Here is a 17,730-nt window from a genome sequence, read left to right as displayed (position 1 = left end):
TTACAATATCTGCGTGATGGCATAACGTGAAACTCTAATCACCAACTTATCCGCAAGCTTTATGCGACAGAATTCTTCGTCTAAATCAGTAATAACTCCTGTCAAGCCGCCACTAAACATGACCTCACTCCCTACAGCAAGATTCTGATGCAACTCGGCGATAACTTTTTTACGCTTGCTAAACTGCAATCCACTAACTACGCTATAAAAAGCAGCGCCTAGAAGAATAAAACCAACAAAGACAAGTGAACTGTTGATAATAAATTGTGCCGTCATTTAAATGCCATCACTTTCTTCAACTTGTTGCTCCTTTTTGCCGAGCGCTAAGTCAAAAGTGACACCATCTTTAGCTGTAGAAACAGACAAATCAAGTATTAAATCAGCCTCTGTTCCCATCATTCCTTGAGAAACAAACTCAATCAGCATCGGAAGATTCGTTCCCGTAAAAATATGCACGTTCTCACTATCTCCTTTAGCTATCATTGCTTTATTAAAAGGTGTCCCTCCAAGTAGATCCGTAAAAATGGCTACTTCTTCATCATTTTTACAAAAATCATTTAAAGCATTTTGATATTCTTCAAGATTAGTTGTTTCATCAAAAGTAAGTGTGTGTAAGTCTGCTTGTGGTCCGGTAATTAATTCAACCGCGCTCTTCATACCTTCTGCAAAATGCGCATGCCCAGAAATTAAAGCTTTCATCAGTTCTCCTTGTCTTCTAAATTTAGTTTTATTATAAGCTATGAATTATAGGAAATTTTTCCAAATAAGACCTATAATTTTGGTAAATTTTCCTGAATTAACCGCTTACAAGATTTTCGTTTAGTTAATGCGTAAATTAAATTTTTAGGATTATATCGCCCGTTTACCGTCTACATACACTTCCGAAAGTTGCATATCAGGGCTTAAAACGATAAAATCTGCACTGTACTCTTCTTTAATTTGACCGCAACGATCATCGATATTAACAGACTTGGCAGCAGTTAAGGTCGCCATCATAAGAGCTTCCTCCGGTGTTGCAATTCCCCAATCTACTACGTTTTTAACCGCATCCTTTAACATGAGGACAGATCCAGCCAAACTATTTCCTTCTTTAAGATGAGCAGCGCCTCCTTCAACACGTACAGGAAATTCTCCCAACATGTAATCTCCATCGGGCATTCCTGCAGCACGCATTGCATCGGTAATCAGGACCGTGTGCGCTGTACCCTTACTTTGAATTAATATTTTAGCCGCTGTCGGATGAACATGATGTCCGTCACAGATCAACTCGGCATATGTATTCGGAAGGCTCAGTGCCGCACCAACCATCCCGGGTTCCCGATGGTTAAAGGGACTCATTCCATTAAATGTATGGACAAAGACAGTAGCACCTGCTTCTACTGCTGCTGTTGCTTGAGCTAAAGTAGCGTTAGAGTGTCCCAAAGCAACCGTGATTCCTCGATTTGTCAAAGCTCCGATAAATTCGATACTTCCCTCTCTCTCAGGTGCAACGGCTATTTTTCGAATCATACCATGCGCTGCTTGGTTCCAATTTTCAAATTCTTGCACATTTGGATCTGTCATATAAGCGGGATTTTGGGCACCTTTATGTTGAGTAGTAAAGTATGGTCCTTCAAAGAAAAGACCTTGTATTTTGGCCCCTTTAATTGCTGGCTTATAATTTCCAACTACTTCGCAGACTTCTCTGAGGCGCTCATGTTCCCCTGTTAATGGTGTAGCTATCCAAGAAGTTACACCTCCTCTAAGCAAACCCTGACTCATCTTATCAAGAAGCTCTGTCTGCCCATCCATCACATCTGCGCCATCGAAACCATGTATATGTGTATCCACCAATCCTGGCGCAATCCAGTACCCTGTATAATCTTTGACCTCAGCATCTTCAGGAGCTTCTTGCATGTGTTTCCCAAATTTGCCCGCTTTAATTTCTAAATAACCACCACTGAGCGTATGATAAGGATAAAAAAATTTATCTGCTTTAATATAGTAAGTCATACCTTGCCTCCATTTATCTTTTTTCTTAGTATAAATCAGAAATAAGGGGAAAATTTTCCAAAAAGTCCCTTATGTAAGTGGAAAATTTTCCCAAAAAAAGCAGAGATTTTATCTTCTCTGCTTGTCTTATTTAATCTTCGCGAATCGGTGCTAAATTTTTGTAAAGAGCAAAAGCATCCAACAAGATACGATTCACAACTTGTAAACATAGGCGACTCCCCACGTCTAAACCAAAATTGATCGTTTTTTGAGTTGATTTGTAAGCATGGATGCAAACATCGGCTTGACTTCCGATGGCACTCGGCATTGCTCCCACAAGTGCAATAATCTTCGCTCCCCGATTTTTCGCTTTATGTAGCGCTTGTACAATCTCGGGTGTTTCGCCACTCAAAGAAAAAGCAACGATTAGATAATCACGGTTGGCTTTACTTGCAAAATACTGCATATAGTCAAAATCATCATGAATCACACAAAGTTTTCCAAAAAGTTGCAGCTTATCCATCATTTCCCGTGCAACATTAGCACTCAGCCCTGCACAAAAAATCATAATTTTGCTATGATGATCAATCAACTTAATGGCAGCTTCAATATCATCGGCGGAAAGTTGATTAATGGTCCGTGTAATTTCTATTTCGTTCTTACGGATCGCCTGATTAACCTCTTTTGAAAAACCATTTTTGCGACGCTCATTTTTGGTATTACGAATAGTTTGTTTAAAGTCAGAATAACCATCGTAGCCCATTTTTTTTAGTGTTCTATTAACTGTGGAAACACTGACATGTGATTCTGCTGCTAATATCGAGATAGATAGATTAGGAATCCGATTTAAATTATCTTGGATATGATTCCAGCAATATGACTCTGCTTCACTTAATGTTTTCAATCATTAATCCTTTCTCTTCAAACTTTGTATCTTAAAATGTTCCAAGTCAATATTTTTCATAGTTTTCAAAAAGATACTCTAAATCATCAATGGTTTTCAAAAGCTCCTGACCGATGTTAGTATCCTTAACACAGGTTCTTTCCTCTACTTGATCAACCAGTCGCTTGACGCTTACAATGTCACTGCCGTCTTCGACAGCTGCTTTTATCGTTTTAAAAGGCTCGTGGGCTGCTAACTGCATACCATAGCTGTTATAAAGCAAAGTGTACCCCGCAATCCCAGTCTCTTTTTGGTAAGGCTTAGAAAAACCGCCATCAATTACAATCAGTTTACCACCAGCTTTGATTGGTTCTTCACCTTTCTTTTCTTTGACCGGCGTATGTCCATTGATGATATGTCCTTTTTCATCCATGCCAAAATTTTTCAAGATACGGCTAATCGTCTCAGGCTCTTCTCTGAGGCGATAATAAGGATTTTTCTTTTCCACATGTGTTGCCTTGTCTGAGATATAATAACGTTCAAAAGTCGTCATCGCCTCTTTACCAAAAAGCGATGAAGATTCCCCCACCCACAAATACCAGAGTAAGTCTGTGGATAAGTCTTCTTTCACATCAGGATGCGCCAAACTCTTTCTCACATGGTCTTCGAAAAGATCCAGCAGCTCACGCCCAGAGTAAGCTTCTCCTTCAAGCCTGAAACATTTGAAGTCGCCGTTTTCATGAAGGGGTAGGCAACCATGAATCAATAAATTGCCATTGTAAGAAAGATACATCGAGCCTTTTTCTAAAAGAAAATCAATATGTTTTTTGAGTTTTTGGGAAGCCTGAAAATTTTTCAGCAGTTTTTTCAGTAAGAGTTCTTCCTCGGCTGTTAACTGCTCTGGCTGAGCTGGATCAACCGTGGGCGCTTGAAACTCTTGCAAATCATACTCGTTGCCTTTGAGCGAGATACGTTTTTCCTCGTAATTAATAAAATGCAACACATCGCGCTCTTCCAGATGAAAATCTGGGCGCCTTGCAATTAATTGGCTTTCTAACTTGAACTGTAGGATTGCTGTTGCTTGTTGAAGTTTATTGAGTAAATCACACTCCTCCTGTGACAGATATTCTCCTTCCGTCAAACGAGGGGCAAAGGCTGTACTGGGCTCATAATACCGCTCCGCATACTCGATTAGCGGACGTAAATTAATCCCATATGAATCTTCAAGAATATCCAAGTTACCATAACGGGAGCTAATACGAATAACATTCATCATCGCAAGCGGTAAACCTGCGATGGCTGCCATCCAGATAATATCATGGTTGCCCCATTGAACATCCACCGATGGCATACTCATCAGACGATCAATGATTTTATCAGGGTAAGGGCCTCGGTCATAAATATCACCCACGACATGTAAATGATCGACGGTCAAGCGTCTCACACTATCCGCAAGTGCAATGATTAAGCTTGGAAGTTCACCCAAATATTGTAGTTTTTCAATGATAGAATCAAAATAAGCACGCTTTTCTGAACTTGACTCAACTTCATGTTTTAATTCCTCAAGAATATAGCGGAATTTTTCTGGAAAAGCTTTACGTACTTTCGAGCGTGTGTATTTTTTTCCTGCAAATCGCGCGAGCTTCAACAAGGAAATCAAGTTCTCGCGACAATAATAAGCAAAAGCATTTTGTGAAAGTTGGCTCTCTTTGGAAGCCAACTTTTCTTCTGGGTAATAAATCAAAGCTGCAAGCTCTGAAACCTCTGTGGGATCTAAGTCAGGAAAACATTCACGGAGTTTTTCTTTAATCGAACCTGAGCCGTTACGCAAAACGTGATTAAAAGCATCATATTCCCCATGTATGTCACTCACAAAATGCTCTGTCCCTTTAGGAAGTTCACAAATGGCACTAAGATTTATGATCTCGGTTAAAACTGCTTCTTTGGATACAAACTGTTCTTTTAGCAGTTTATAGTACTTTTCATCCATGATCTGTTTTTCTCCTCTAATTCTTGCTTCTTGATAAAAGCAACATGCCTACATTATATTATTTTTAACATTTATAGTAAAGCGCTTTCTTAAAAATATGCTTTTCTCACATAAAAAAGAGCAAAGATTAGACTTTGCTCTTTTTCAAATCAAACGTTATAATTTTTGTTTTAAATATTGTCCAGTATAAGATTGTTCAACCTCAGCAACTTCTTCTGGTGTACCAGTAGCTAAGACAGTTCCACCGCCAGCACCACCTTCTGGTCCTAGGTCAATAATGTAGTCAGCCGTCTTAATCACGTCAAGATTATGTTCAATAACAACAATGGTATTTCCCTGATCCACAAGACGATCTAAAACTTTAATCAATGTGGCGATATCTTCGCTGTGTAAGCCTGTTGTAGGCTCATCCAGGATATAAAAGCTCTTGCCTGTACTGCGTTTTTGTAGCTCAGAAGCCAGTTTCATCCGTTGCGCTTCACCACCAGATAAGGTTGTGGCTGGTTGACCCAAAGTGACATAGCCTAAGCCGACATCAACGATGGTTTGCAATTTTCTCTCAATTTTGGGAATATGACGGAAGAATTCCAAAGCATCCGACACGCGCATATCAAGAATTTCTGAAATATTTTTCCCTTTATAATGTACTTCCAAGGTCTCTGAGTTATAGCGTTTGCCATGACAGATTTCACATGGGACATACACATCTGGAAGAAAGTGCATTTCAATCTTGATAATACCGTCACCCGAACAAGCTTCACAACGTCCGCCTTTCACGTTAAATGAAAAACGTCCTTTTTTGTAGCCGCGAATTTTGGCTTCGTTTGTTTCCGCAAAGAGTCCACGGATATCATCAAATACAGAGGTATAGGTTGCTGGATTTGACCGTGGTGTACGTCCGATCGGCGATTGGTCAATATCAATCAAACGTTCAATCTCTTCATAACCGGTAACTTTTTTATGTTTGCCTGGTTTTTCTGAATTATGGTTGAGTTTTTGCGCCAAGGTTTTCTTCAAAATCGAATTAACCAAGGTTGATTTACCCGACCCTGAAACACCAGTTACAGCTGTCATAATCCCTAAAGGAAATTGAGCATCGATATTTTGTAAATTGTTTTCTGAAGCCCCAGTAACCTTCACCATACGTTTTTTATCGATTTTACGGCGTTTTTCCGGTACAGGGATGGAGCGTTTCCCAGATAGATATTGTCCTGTCAAAGATTTTTTATTTTTCGCTACTTGTTTTGGCGTTCCAGCAGCGATGATTTCGCCACCTAAATCTCCAGCGCCTGGTCCGACATCAATCAGCCAATCTGCTGCTTTCATCGTATCTTCATCATGCTCAACCACGATAAGTGTATTGCCTAAATCACGCATTTTTTGGAGGGATTCAATCAAGCGGTCATTGTCTCTTTGATGTAGACCAATTGATGGCTCATCAAGGATATAAAGGACACCTGAAAGGTTAGAACCAATCTGTGTCGCTAAACGGATACGTTGCGATTCTCCACCTGATAGGGTCCCTGAAGCCCGTGAAAGCGTCAGATAGTCTAGCCCTACATTTTTTAAGAAAGATAAGCGATCCTTGATTTCTTTCACAATGGGTTGGGCAATCATTTCGTCGTTTGCAGATAAAGTAAGTGCAGCTACGAACTCTAACTCGTCACCGATAGCTAAATTAGAAAGTTCGCCAATATGTTTTCCATCAACCTTAACGGAAAGGGCTTGATCGTTCAAACGATAGCCATGACAGGTCGTACAAGTCAGCTCAGTCATGTAGCCGCGCAAGTACTCACGTGTATAGTCACTTGAAGTTTCGCGGAAACGACGGTTGATATTATTAATAATACCAGGGAAAACCATGTCTTTATCAGACACATTACCAAAATCACCGACATAATGAAAATGAAACTCTCGTTTACCTGAACCGTTAAGGATAAGGTCTTTGTGTTCCTCAGGTAAGTCTGCCCATGGCGTATCCATGTCAATGCCAAAATCTCGGCAAGCACACTCTAGCATGGTTGGGTAGTAATTTGAGGATATGGGATTCCATGCAACTATAGCACCTTCACGTAAGGTCTTGCTGTCGTCAGGAATAACCAAGTCAGGATCGACTTCGTTTTTCATTCCGAGACCATCACAGTCCGGACAAGAACCAAAAGGTGCATTAAATGAAAAAAGACGTGGTTCTAACTCAGGAACTGTAAAGCCACAAACAGGACAGGCATAGAACTCGCTGAAAAGGAGTTCCTCCCCATCCATCTTATCCACAATAACATAGCCTTCAGCAATACGAAGTGCTGCTTCGACAGAGTCAAACAAACGTGAACGAATGCCTTCTTTTACGACGATACGGTCAATAACGACTTCGATATTGTGCTTTTTATTTTTATCAAGCTCTGGTGCTTCTGTCACATCGTAAACTTCACCATCTGCGCGGACACGGACATAGCCTTCTTTTTGCACCCGCTCAAAAACTTTAACGTGTTGCCCTTTTTTACCACGCACAATTGGTGCTAAAATCTGTAGGCGTGTTTTTTCTGGCAATTCAAGGATTTGATCCACAATTTCTTCAACCGATTGTGCTGAAATTTCTCCGTGTCCATTGATACAGAAAGGTTTTCCGACACGCGCAAAAAGTAGACGGAGATAATCGTTAATCTCCGTTACTGTTCCGACAGTAGAGCGTGGATTTTTACTGGTTGTTTTCTGGTCGATAGAGATGGCTGGCGACAATCCGTCAATACTGTCCACATCTGGTTTATCCATATTACCTAAAAACTGACGAGCATAAGCAGATAATGATTCGACATAACGACGTTGTCCTTCAGCATATAAAGTCTCAAAAGCCAGAGAAGATTTCCCTGAACCTGAAACACCTGTAACAACAACCAACTTATCACGTGGAATAGTAACATCTATATTTTTTAAGTTGTGCTCACGCGCACCATGTATCACAATTTTATCTTGGGGCATTTGTTTTTCCCTTCTTACTTCTCTCCCATAGAACTGGGACCGAATTTCTTATTTTCGATAAAGATACTTCAATTATACTACATTTTAAGGTACAATAGCCTTATCATGAAATCTTATTTTGTCTATGTTTTGCGTTGTGCTGACGATACACTTTATTGTGGCTACACTGACGATGTTTCGAAACGACTTGAAACACATAACTCTGGTAAAGGGGCTAAATATACTAAAGCACGTCGTCCTCTTCGACTTCTAACTTCTGTTGAATTTTCAGATAAGAAGAGCGCCTTAAAATGCGAATGGTGGTTTAAGCATAAACTCAACCGCTCACAAAAATTAAAATTAATTAAAGAAAAAACAATCAAAGAAACCTTTGAAAAAGAACTTGCAGCAAAAGAAAAAGGATAAAATATCCCTTTTTGCAGTTTAATTATAAAAAAGCAAACTATAGTTTGCTTTTTTATAATTTTTCTAATTTAACAGCTGTACCATATGCAGCTACTGAGTCCACATTGCCAAATGTTGAAGAGTCAAAACGCATTGCCAAAATTGCATTGGCACCTTTATCTCTTGCTTCTTCTGCGAGACGTTCAATAGCACTCTCACGCGTTTCATGTTGAAGCTTTGTATACCCCGCTATTTCACCTCCAACAATCGTTTTTAATTGTTGACCTGTACTTGAAAACACGTTACGGGAACGAGTAGTTAAGCCAAAAACTTCACCATAGACTTCAACAACACGATAGCCTGGGGCATCATTTGTAGTTAAAATTAAAATATCTTTCATTTCTTTGCTCCTTTTTATTTATTAACAAAATAGTTATTCTTTAGGCCTTACACGGCCTTTGGCACTTTCTAGATAAGCCCCAACAAACGGCTGAATACCTTGCTGAACTTCTTTATCTGTAAGTTGACCAACGTTTTCACTCCAAATCGAAATCGAAGAGCCTATCACACTATCTATTGAACTTACTTTGATGCCGGAGTTCAGGGTCAAATGTGCTAAGGTCCAGTGATTTTTCAAACTATCAATAGAGTAAGCCAAATTATCCTCTTTCAACGTCTCCTCTGAAGGTAAAAGATAAAGATAGTACGCATTATAATTAAGCAACTTAAACCCCTTGTTCAAAAGTTGCTGAGCTGGTGCGATATGTTCAAAACCTAAACTCGCCGCAGGAACCTGGCTAAAAAAGTTCACGCGACTATTCGGCGTCCAATAAGCAATCTGAATATCCTTATCGAGATGTGTAACATCTCCATTTCCGATACTATCATTCCACATTCTCATCGTAAAACCACGCTTCTTTAAAAAATCATTGAGTTGATTCACATAATTTACCAAGTCGGGATGACTAGATTGGGGCGTTGTCTGAGCTTCGCCACCTCCAATATGAAAATATTTCTCTGCCTGTTGAGCAAAAATTGGTAAATACTCCCCAATCATAGCTTTGGCTAACTCCAAGCTGGCTGGTTTAGCAGGGTCCATCATATATAAACTTCTTGGGTCAGACTCATCTAGTCGCACCACTTCACGCTTTTGAGGACTATGCGCTTCAAGGCGTTCAAGAACAGCTCCCATACGAAATGGCGTCCCTAGCTCTGGAATAAGCAAAACTCGATGTTCTATTGCATAATCAACCAAATCCCGTAATTCATTTTTCGTCAAAAATGGGAGATTTGTATCAGGATTGTAAGCAATGCCATCACGTATTTCTGCTTGCTCTTCTGTCTGTCCAACCGTCTCCAACTCCACTCCAAGAGCGTGATCATCACTCATGTGAAGTTGCACAAAAGCGTGTGGGATGCCAGACATATCATCAATAAAGTCTTTAATTGTATCTGTCGAATAGTACTTTCTAGAAATATCTAGTGTTAAGCCAGCTTGTTTAGCCTCATGTAGCGCAATACGTTCTTCATTTTCATGTCTCAAAGACAAACCATTATAAATGGCAAAGCCAGCAATTGCAACGATAATAATAAATATCAGCGCAAAAGGTAATATTTTTTTTAGCATCACAATCCTTTATAGCTTACATTTTATCTAAAATTTCATGGATGATTTCATGCGAATCCAAAACATTTGTTTGTTTCATCTGCTTCATAAGTTCGTCTCTATTGTGACCATCAAACTCAGCTACTGCTCCAACCATGCCAAAAACTAAACTCTCAAAACCACGATTATATGTAGCACTTTGCCAACCATTAATTCCGACTTTTTGCTTGTCTAGTCCAGTAAGGATTTCTAACTCCGTAAGTTCTGATAAACGATAGGTTCCACTGCCTGCTTCAACCGTAAATTCCTCAGAAAAAGCACCTGAAGTCAAGTTCATGCTGGCAATTCCCATACAAGATTGTGTTCTAAGTGTAACAAGCACACGTGAAAGCTTTTTGTCAGGTGTCATGGCTAATTGATAACTGTAACGTTCAATTTCATCATCAAGCAAGTAAATCAAGGTATCCAAGGGATGAATAAAGATGTCATACAAACTAAATTGTACTTCGTCGGCATTATTTGCTAAATTTTTACTTACCTTAATAAAGTTTTTTTGGTTGACCTCTTTAAGTTTGTCTGTCATTGGGGCAAAACGGCGATTAAAGCCGATAACAAAGAGGACATTATTTTCCTCAGCTAAGCGATGAAGTTCTTGGACCTCCTCATAGTTTTCAGAAATCGGCTTATCCATCATGACATGTGTGCCTGCACTCAAATAGCGTTTTGCAAGGTCAAAATGTTGAGCAGTTGCTGCATGGATGACGACCATATCACAAGTTTCCAAAGCGCCTAAATCCGTTGTCGCATATTCAAACTTGTATTTTTTTCGAATCTCCTCCGCTTTTTCCCAAGTTCGCGAATGCAAAATAAAACGATGTTCGGCTTGCATTTTTGCATAAACGGGCAGGTAGGCCTTACCTGCGATATTTGATGTTGCACCAATTATTCCAATAATCATATAATCTCTCTAACTGTCTTTTGAATAAATGACGATAAGTTTCCCTTGATCAATTTTTAACTCCATCGTCTCACTGATAAAAGCATTACTTGCGTAAATGTCAGCAAAGTTATCCTCAGCTTTAAGTGGATATTTTGCATTTTTTATTTCTAAACTTCTTTTTGTACCAACCTGAACAATTCCCAAGTACGGATAATTCTCAATTCTTCGGATTTTATGCTGACCTTGAGTGAGGTATTTTACAAAATTTTGCTCATCCCTTAAAGTAATGTTTTCGGGAAAAGCAAAATTTAGAGGTAGATATACATTGGTCAAATGATGATCGAGCCTTCCACCAAGGGCTCCAACGATCATGATTTCCGCATCTGGAAAACGAGAAAGCACCTGATCTAAACCAGCTTCCAAATCCGTCTGATCCTTCTCTGCCGGCAGCTTAACAAGTTCACAAGCAGCTTCTGATATTTTGTCGAATTCTTCCTGACTTACAGAGTCAAAATCGCCAACCGCTAAGTCTAAATCTTGCTGTTCTTCAATTAAAAATAAGGATCCACGATCAATTCCGACATAATAATCATAACTTTCATCAGGTAAGCTTGCAGGCCGGCCCGCATGAATAAGTACTCTCATCGCTCGTCCCCGCTGCCCGCTATTTTACCTCGGAGCTGACGACTTTCCAGTTTATTTAAGTTGGCTTGAGCGACCTGTTCCAAATCAAGTCCCAGATAGCGCGCGCATGTTGCCACATGCCATAAGACATCGCCTAACTCTTTTTCCAAAGCGCTTTTGTCATTCTCTCGAATTATGCCATCTTGGTCCCGGATGATTTTTTTAATCTTATCCGCTACTTCTCCTGATTTACCCGCTAAACCGAGTACCTTATCTAAAAAAGCAAAATTTACCTGCTCAATGTCCGCTAAAGAGCCATTGACATCAAATTTTATTATCTCCTTTTGATAATCCTTAAGTTCCATAGATAAGGTTCCTCCTTTATTTCTCCCTCTTATTATATCAAAAACTCACCTGAAAAAGGATGTTTCATCCCGTGATTTTATGCAAAAAAGCCCTCAAGCAAGTTGAGAACTTTTATTTAAGTCTTAAGGGCGGATACGTCCAAGCATACGTGGGAATGGAATGGCTTCGCGGATGTGTTGGTTACCTGTAATAAAGGTTACCGCACGTTCCAATCCAAGTCCAAATCCAGAATGTGGCACAGAACCGAATTTACGTAAATCAAGGTACCAGCTATATTCTTCTTCTGAGAGACCAAACTCTTTAACTTTTTCTACCAAGTAATCGTAATCTGTCGCACGTTCAGAACCACCGATGATTTCTCCATAACCTTCTGGCGCGATGAGGTCAGCACAAATCACAACATCTTCACGTGTTGGATGTGGTTTCATGTAGAAAGCTTTAATCGCTTTAGGGTAGTTGATGATAAACGTTGGCATACCATAATAGTTAGAAACAAATGTTTCATGTGGTAAACCAAAGTCATCGCCCCACTCGATATGATCGTAATCATTGTTCGCTTCTTCTTTTTGAAGGAGCTCAATCGCGTCATCGTAAGTGACACGTTTGAAGGGTTCATTAACATATTTTTCCAACAAATCAATGTCACGTTCCAAAGTTTCTAAAGCGTAACGTTGGTTTTCCAAGACTGATTTGATTAAGTGTTTGACATATGCTTCTTGAATATCCAAAGACTCTTCATGCGTTGTGAAGGCCATTTCTGGCTCAATCATCCAGAATTCTGTCAAATGACGACGTGTTTTTGATTTTTCAGCACGGAAAGTTGGCCCAAAGGTAAAGACTTTACCAAATGCCATCGCACCCGCTTCAGCATAGAGTTGACCTGTTTGTGACAGGAAAGCAGGTTGACCGAAGTAGTCTGTTTCGAAAAGTTCTGTTGTTCCTTCTGGTGCTGAACCTGTCAAGATTGGGCTATCAATTTTTACAAAACCGTTGGCATTGTAAAACTCATACGTCGCGCGGATAATTTCGTTACGCACAAGCATAACCGCATGTTGCTTGCGGCTACGTAACCACAAGTGACGGTTATCCATCAAGAAGTCTGTACCGTGCTCTTTTGGTGTGATAGGATAATCCACAGATGCACCGATAACTTCAAGATCTGTGACATCAAGCTCGTAACCAAATTTTGAACGTGAATCTTCTTTTACAACACCTGTTACGATTACTGATGTTTCCTGAGCCAAGTGTTTGATTTCAGTGAATTTTTCTACTCCCGCTTCTTCACCAAATTTTTCAATCATGTTTGGTTTGAAAACGACAGCTTGGAAATAAGCTGTACCATCACGGAGTTGGAGAAATTGCAATTTTCCTTTTCCTGATTTGTCTGCAACCCAAGCGCCAATTTTGATTTCTTCTCCAACGTGATCTTTCACATCGATGATTGATACTAAGTCTTTCATAAATAATTCCTTCTCTTTTTTTAATATAAATCTTTGTCTGCAAATTTCTCTAACCAGATTTCCCTCAAAGTTTTCAAATCTTCTTTAAAAGCTTGCGGTGTCTGTAATTCATCTTTCTTGAGCTCCTCAAGCACTAGAAGTTCAAAGTCATCCGATTTCCAATCTTTGTCAATAGCTAGTGGAACACCAATACCTGTTTTTTTGGAAAACTCAAAGCGATTTTTTAAGCCAGGTAAATCTGGCGCTATATCAAGATAAAACTTGTTTTTTGAAATATTTTTATAAGCTACAACAGCCCCAAGCTTTTCTTGAAGCTTGTAAGCTGATTTCGCTTCTTTTTTATCTATCATTTGTCTGTTCCATCCAGTCTTTAAGCCGTTGCACAGCTTCTGTTAAACTTTCAAGGTCAGTAGCATAACTCAATCTTACATGCACAGGTGATCCAAATCCTTCACCTGTCACAAGAGCCACACCAGTTTCTTCAAGAATCGCTGTCGCAAAATCCGTAACGTTGTCATACCCTTTCAGTGCCATGGCTTTCTCAACTTTAGGGAAGAGATAGAAAGCACCATTAGGCTTAATCGCCTCAAAGCCAGGAATTTGATTAATCATAGGGTGTATCAAGTTTAGCCGTGCTTCAAAAGCTATACGCATTTTTTCAACTGCCGTTTCATCAGAATTAAAAGCTTCGATGGCTGCATATTGAGCAACTGTACTTGGGTTTGAGGTTGTTTGACCTGCAATCTTTGTCATTGCTGCAATAATTTCACTGTCCCCTACTGCAAGTCCAATACGCCACCCGGTCATTGCAAAGGTCTTCGAGACACCATTAATGACAATTGTGCGTTGACGAATCGCTTCTGATAAGGATGAAATAGCTGTAAATTCGCTTTGATTATAAACTAATCGGTGATAAATATCGTCTGCTAAGATTAAAAGATCGTTAGCTACAGCCCAATTTCCCAGAGCCAGTAATTCTTCTTTTGAATAAATCATTCCTGTTGGATTGGATGGACTATTTAATAAAAGCACCTTCGTCTTTTCGGTTTTTACTGCCTCGAGTTGCTCAACTGTGATTTTAAAATCATTTTCTTGCAAAGTCGAGACGACAACAGGTTGGCCTCCTGACATTTTGACTTGATCCACATAACTCACCCAATACGGAGCTGGGATGATGACTTCATCACCTTTATCTAAAACACTTTGGAAGAAGGCATAAAGCGCAAATTTAGCACCCGTGGTAACTAAAATCTCCTTATCTTCAATGGCATAACCATAATATTTATCCCAATAATTACGCACAGCGCTTTTCAACTCAGGTAAGCCAGAAGCTTGTGTATAGAAACTTGCCTTGCCTGAATGAATAGAATCAATAGCTGCTTCACCGATTAATTCTGGGGTGGAAAAATCTGGCTGCCCTAAAGTTAAGTCAATAATGTTTTTTCCTTGGCTTGCAAGATCTTTAGCACGCTTAGCAGCAGCTAGAGTCACAGACTCTTCAATATTTAAAACAAAATCAGATAGTTTTTTCATAAATTACAACAGCTCCTTACCCGTCTTGAAATCATAAAGTTTAAAACCTTCACGACTATTTACTTGCCATACTGGCTGATTTTTATAAAGGGCCAAGACAATCGATGTCGTAGTATCCGCCTGAAGCGTTTCGGGCTTAACACCTGTTGCCATGTCAATAACTGTTAAATTTCCCCCTTTTTCAGGGATTAAAACACCTATCTCTTTGCCTTTCTCAGTTTTGCCAAGTAAAGAATAATCTGTGCTATCTGTAGTTGCAATGTCAAAAGCTGTTGGAGTTTTCAGCTCAGTTTTATCCTTTGCTATAGCAATTGCAGCGCTTCTTGCTGTATTATAAGGGCTGATTGCTCTCCAGATAAAGAGGCTTATCGCAATAAAACCTGCCAGAATTACCGTTAAAATACCGATAATAATCTGTGTATGCAGAGTCATTCGTCTTCTTCTCATAGCCTACCTTTCTGTCCTTTAGATAATCTATTTAATTATAGCAAAAAAGCAACGAAATTGCTTCTCTACAAAGGTCTTCTGCCGGAAAAAGTTAAATCCATAATTTCCAAGTCTTGTCACTGAAGAATTTCGGTGCCTTTTCTTAACTTCTTCTTGGCCTTCTCTGTATCAGGTATCACTTTACATCAAGAATTCAAGAATTTTTTCCACTAATTCACTATTTTCAAGTGTTTTAAGCGGCGCAGATTGTGCGAGATTTTTACGCATTCTTTTTGCGTATGACTTCCCTGCCAATCGATTATCAAGAATCACAACTTTAGAATACTGATTATGACGGCGGTTGACGCGCCCAAGAGCTTGTTGCAATTTCAAAGTTGCCATAGGAACATTGAAATCGTAAAAAGGATTATTAAAACGTTTTGCATACTTTTTCGTTAAAATATCATCCGGCGTAGCAAAGGGCAGACGGGGAATCATCAAAACAAGATGATCTTGCTTCTCAAAATCCACACCTTCCCAGAAGGAAGCTAATCCTAGAAGGATCTGCCCTTCTCCTTTATCAAATTTTTTCTTGATTTGTGCAGCGGTCCCATTAATATCTTGAGCCAATACATCCCAACCTTCAGCGGACAGTTGTTCTGCTACAAAAGTTAAGGACACTTTTGCCGTAAAGAGAACGACAACTTGAGCACCCAGCTCAGCGACCTCAGAAACTCTATCCGCAACATAATGCGCGTAAGCCATAACACCTGTATTTTTGATATGCGGCCCATCAGACACGATAAATATTTCTTGGTTTTCAGCGGGATGACTGTCAAATTTGAAGAAACGATAATCCTTAAAGCCCAAAAGCTCTGGGAAAATGGGCTTATCTTCCGTCAGAGATAAGGTTGCCCCCAACATATATATTTTAGTTTCTGAAGGCACTAGCTTTTCAAAGTTATAAAAGTCTGTACTTGAAGCGTGAACAATATCCCCATCACGCCAAATAAAGTTCTGCTCAGGATGTTCAAAAATATCAGCCAATTCTTTTAAGCCGAGTTCTCTCGCATCAAGAGCAATTTTCTCACTGTCCAGCTTTTTATTTTTGAGCTGGAAAGTCAAACTTTCTACAAGACGTTTATTTAAATGCGAATTTTCTGTATCTACGGTTTCCAATTGTTCCGAGATTTTGACTGATTTCTGATTGGCTCTTTCCAGTGTAGTGAAAAGTTGCTGTGCTTCATCCACAACTAATACCCGATTCTGCAAGAAAGTCTCAGGATAATCTGCAAGACGTTCAATCAGGTAAGCATGATTGACAACTTTGACTTGCGAAATTTCAGACCTGCGTTGTGCTTTCAGCCAGAAGTCCTGTTCATAATGCAACTGTTTAGTGTTAACATATCCATCATGTGCAATCTGAGCAAAATACTCCTCGTTGGTCATCACTTTTGAGAGCTCATCTAGCTCCCCTGTAAGTGTCTCCGTCAACCAAACCAAAATTTTCATCTTAAAAATTTCGAAATTTTTGCCCTCCGTATTTGCAAGTAAAAGCCGCGAAAATTTTTCCAATGAAATATAATTCTTCGTACCTAAAATCTTGGAGAAATTCACACCAAATTTTTCTTTAAGAATTGGTGCCACACCATGAATCATCTGATTTTGTAGAACTTTTGTCGGCGTTGACACAACAATTTCCCGTCCTTCTGCAAGTAAGGGGAGGAGATAAGCATATGTCTTACCGATGCCAGTGGGTGCTTCAATGAAAGAAGGACGACTTTGTGCCAGTTCTTCTTTGATTTTCTCAGCAATCTTTTCTTGATTTTTCCGGACTTTAAGACCTAAACGAGAGATATTTTTAGCAAAAGAATTGGCAAGAGGCTGTCTGTTTTCTTTAACTTTTTCTCTACGTGTTGCAATATTGTGAACCACATAAAGCTGATTAACCTTGAGGGAGGTGTAGGGCAGCTGCTCTTTTAAGAACTCTTTTGTTTCATAGAGCAGACTGTCCGAATGGCGAATGAGTTCCTCCAAAACGGCACGAGGGAGTTTACGGATCCTCTCTTGCATCTTAAGCAGTAACTCCGCTGTAGCTAAAGCATCTGATAAAGCTGCATGAGGTTGGTCGTGTTGCAAGTGCAATCGCTCACTCAGAGCTTCCATTCCGTATTTTTCAAAAGTAGGAAAAATAACACGCGCAAGTTCAACTGTATCTACACGTGGTAACTCCAAGTCCAATCCTAAAGGAAAGAGACTTTTCATTAATAAAGAATAATCAAAACGCGCATTGTGAGCCACAAAAACTGTACCTTCCAATTTTTGACGCACTTCTTCTGCAACTTCTGAAAAGTCTGGTGCCTTTGACAAGCGGCGGTCTGACAAGCCCGTAAGGTTAGCAATCCTCGGCAAAAGTGACTCATGTGGATTGACATCTGTCGTATAAGTGTCTACCACTTCTCCACCCTCGACTAGCGCAATACCAATTTGGATAATTTTATTCTGCGAGCTGTGCGCATCGGTGGCTTCTAAATCTACCACAGCATATCGAGTCATTTTTTTACCTTTCAA

General features: G+C 39.6%; 17 protein-coding genes. 1 reads left to right on the top strand and 16 read right to left on the bottom strand.

Going from position 1 to position 17,730, the window contains the following annotated elements; genetic code table 11:
• The 6 genes from yajC to uvrA form a co-directional block, all read right to left on the bottom strand.
• Complete coding sequence (yajC, locus tag VNN39_RS06125; protein ID WP_014025201.1) at positions 1-276, bottom strand: preprotein translocase subunit YajC; 276 nt, start codon at positions 274-276, stop codon at positions 1-3.
• The gene (locus tag VNN39_RS06120; RefSeq protein WP_213495964.1) at positions 277-699 is read right to left on the bottom strand and encodes a PTS sugar transporter subunit IIA; all 423 of its coding nucleotides are present in this window, start codon (positions 697-699) and stop codon (positions 277-279) included.
• Between the two features lie 150 nt (positions 700-849).
• Positions 850-1,992 carry an N-acetylglucosamine-6-phosphate deacetylase gene (gene nagA, locus VNN39_RS06115; protein ID WP_338997061.1) on the bottom strand — a complete coding sequence of 381 codons (1,143 nt, stop codon included), beginning with the start codon at positions 1,990-1,992 and terminating at the stop codon, positions 850-852.
• A gap of 130 nt (positions 1,993-2,122) precedes the next feature.
• A complete protein-coding gene (locus tag VNN39_RS06110; RefSeq protein ID WP_017368567.1) occupies positions 2,123-2,875 on the bottom strand; it encodes a MurR/RpiR family transcriptional regulator in 753 nt (250 codons plus the stop codon).
• Positions 2,876-2,921: 46 nt separating this feature from the next.
• Positions 2,922-4,844 carry a fructose-1,6-bisphosphatase gene (locus VNN39_RS06105; RefSeq protein WP_338997058.1) on the bottom strand — a complete coding sequence of 641 codons (1,923 nt, stop codon included), beginning with the start codon at positions 4,842-4,844 and terminating at the stop codon, positions 2,922-2,924.
• A gap of 156 nt (positions 4,845-5,000) precedes the next feature.
• On the bottom strand, positions 5,001-7,820 hold the full coding sequence (gene uvrA / locus VNN39_RS06100; RefSeq protein WP_338997057.1) for an excinuclease ABC subunit UvrA: 2,820 nt from the start codon (positions 7,818-7,820) through the stop codon (positions 5,001-5,003).
• A gap of 105 nt (positions 7,821-7,925) precedes the next feature.
• Between uvrA and VNN39_RS06095 the strand changes: the two genes are divergently transcribed.
• Positions 7,926-8,225, top strand: a complete 300-nt coding sequence (locus tag VNN39_RS06095; RefSeq protein ID WP_338997055.1) for a GIY-YIG nuclease family protein — start codon at positions 7,926-7,928, stop codon at positions 8,223-8,225.
• Between the two features lie 52 nt (positions 8,226-8,277).
• Here the strand turns inward: VNN39_RS06095 and VNN39_RS06090 are convergent, their stop codons facing one another.
• The 10 genes from VNN39_RS06090 to VNN39_RS06045 form a co-directional block, all read right to left on the bottom strand.
• Positions 8,278-8,604, bottom strand: coding sequence for a heavy metal-binding domain-containing protein (locus VNN39_RS06090; RefSeq protein WP_003133007.1), 327 nt, complete (start codon positions 8,602-8,604; stop codon positions 8,278-8,280).
• A gap of 33 nt (positions 8,605-8,637) precedes the next feature.
• Entirely contained in the window at positions 8,638-9,831 is a 1,194-nt protein-coding gene (locus VNN39_RS06085) for a family 20 glycosylhydrolase (RefSeq protein ID WP_338997053.1), read from the bottom strand.
• Positions 9,832-9,847: 16 nt separating this feature from the next.
• On the bottom strand, positions 9,848-10,768 hold the full coding sequence (locus VNN39_RS06080) for a Gfo/Idh/MocA family oxidoreductase (RefSeq protein WP_338997051.1): 921 nt from the start codon (positions 10,766-10,768) through the stop codon (positions 9,848-9,850).
• A gap of 9 nt (positions 10,769-10,777) precedes the next feature.
• Positions 10,778-11,395: a thiamine diphosphokinase gene (locus tag VNN39_RS06075; RefSeq protein ID WP_165712388.1), complete on the bottom strand. Its 618-nt coding sequence runs from the start codon at positions 11,393-11,395 to the stop codon at positions 10,778-10,780.
• On the bottom strand, positions 11,392-11,739 hold the full coding sequence (locus VNN39_RS06070) for a nucleoside triphosphate pyrophosphohydrolase family protein (protein WP_338997049.1): 348 nt from the start codon (positions 11,737-11,739) through the stop codon (positions 11,392-11,394). The genes VNN39_RS06075 and VNN39_RS06070 overlap by 4 nt, the downstream gene beginning before the upstream one ends.
• Before the next feature lie 123 nt (positions 11,740-11,862).
• The gene (gene asnS / locus VNN39_RS06065; protein ID WP_338997047.1) at positions 11,863-13,200 is read right to left on the bottom strand and encodes an asparagine--tRNA ligase; all 1,338 of its coding nucleotides are present in this window, start codon (positions 13,198-13,200) and stop codon (positions 11,863-11,865) included.
• A gap of 20 nt (positions 13,201-13,220) precedes the next feature.
• Positions 13,221-13,550, bottom strand: coding sequence for a GIY-YIG nuclease family protein (locus VNN39_RS06060; RefSeq protein WP_165712384.1), 330 nt, complete (start codon positions 13,548-13,550; stop codon positions 13,221-13,223).
• Positions 13,540-14,733, bottom strand: a complete 1,194-nt coding sequence (locus VNN39_RS06055) for a pyridoxal phosphate-dependent aminotransferase (RefSeq protein ID WP_213495955.1) — start codon at positions 14,731-14,733, stop codon at positions 13,540-13,542. The genes VNN39_RS06060 and VNN39_RS06055 overlap by 11 nt, the downstream gene beginning before the upstream one ends.
• A gap of 3 nt (positions 14,734-14,736) precedes the next feature.
• Positions 14,737-15,180 carry a DUF5590 domain-containing protein gene (locus VNN39_RS06050; protein WP_096369223.1) on the bottom strand — a complete coding sequence of 148 codons (444 nt, stop codon included), beginning with the start codon at positions 15,178-15,180 and terminating at the stop codon, positions 14,737-14,739.
• A gap of 180 nt (positions 15,181-15,360) precedes the next feature.
• A complete protein-coding gene (locus tag VNN39_RS06045) occupies positions 15,361-17,715 on the bottom strand; it encodes a helicase C-terminal domain-containing protein (protein ID WP_338997043.1) in 2,355 nt (784 codons plus the stop codon).
• Between the last annotated feature and the right edge of the window lie 15 nt (positions 17,716-17,730).

Source organism: Lactococcus formosensis (genome assembly GCF_037892375.1).
Taxonomy (GTDB): Bacteria; Bacillota; Bacilli; order Lactobacillales; family Streptococcaceae; genus Lactococcus; species Lactococcus formosensis.
Note: the sequence above shows the minus strand (reverse complement) of the source record. Positions and strands in the feature narration are given on the sequence as shown.

Bases quoted from the DNA above. Each gene is read 5' to 3' on its own strand.
- yajC (WP_014025201.1), bottom strand. From the start codon at position 276: ATGACGGCACAATTTATTATCAACAGTTCACTTGTCTTTGTTGGTTTT.
- VNN39_RS06120 (WP_213495964.1), bottom strand. From the start codon at position 699: ATGAAAGCTTTAATTTCTGGGCATGCGCATTTTGCAGAAGGTATGAAG.
- nagA (WP_338997061.1), bottom strand. From the start codon at position 1,992: ATGACTTACTATATTAAAGCAGATAAATTTTTTTATCCTTATCATACG.
- VNN39_RS06105 (WP_338997058.1), bottom strand. From the start codon at position 4,844: ATGGATGAAAAGTACTATAAACTGCTAAAAGAACAGTTTGTATCCAAA.
- uvrA (WP_338997057.1), bottom strand. From the start codon at position 7,820: ATGCCCCAAGATAAAATTGTGATACATGGTGCGCGTGAGCACAACTTA.
- VNN39_RS06095 (WP_338997055.1), top strand. From the start codon at position 7,926: ATGAAATCTTATTTTGTCTATGTTTTGCGTTGTGCTGACGATACACTT.
- VNN39_RS06090 (WP_003133007.1), bottom strand. From the start codon at position 8,604: ATGAAAGATATTTTAATTTTAACTACAAATGATGCCCCAGGCTATCGT.
- VNN39_RS06085 (WP_338997053.1), bottom strand. From the start codon at position 9,831: ATGCTAAAAAAAATATTACCTTTTGCGCTGATATTTATTATTATCGTT.
- VNN39_RS06080 (WP_338997051.1), bottom strand. From the start codon at position 10,768: ATGATTATTGGAATAATTGGTGCAACATCAAATATCGCAGGTAAGGCC.
- VNN39_RS06075 (WP_165712388.1), bottom strand. From the start codon at position 11,395: ATGAGAGTACTTATTCATGCGGGCCGGCCTGCAAGCTTACCTGATGAA.
- VNN39_RS06070 (WP_338997049.1), bottom strand. From the start codon at position 11,739: ATGGAACTTAAGGATTATCAAAAGGAGATAATAAAATTTGATGTCAAT.
- asnS (WP_338997047.1), bottom strand. From the start codon at position 13,200: ATGAAAGACTTAGTATCAATCATCGATGTGAAAGATCACGTTGGAGAA.
- VNN39_RS06060 (WP_165712384.1), bottom strand. From the start codon at position 13,550: ATGATAGATAAAAAAGAAGCGAAATCAGCTTACAAGCTTCAAGAAAAG.
- VNN39_RS06055 (WP_213495955.1), bottom strand. From the start codon at position 14,733: ATGAAAAAACTATCTGATTTTGTTTTAAATATTGAAGAGTCTGTGACT.
- VNN39_RS06050 (WP_096369223.1), bottom strand. From the start codon at position 15,180: ATGAGAAGAAGACGAATGACTCTGCATACACAGATTATTATCGGTATT.
- VNN39_RS06045 (WP_338997043.1), bottom strand. From the start codon at position 17,715: ATGACTCGATATGCTGTGGTAGATTTAGAAGCCACCGATGCGCACAGC.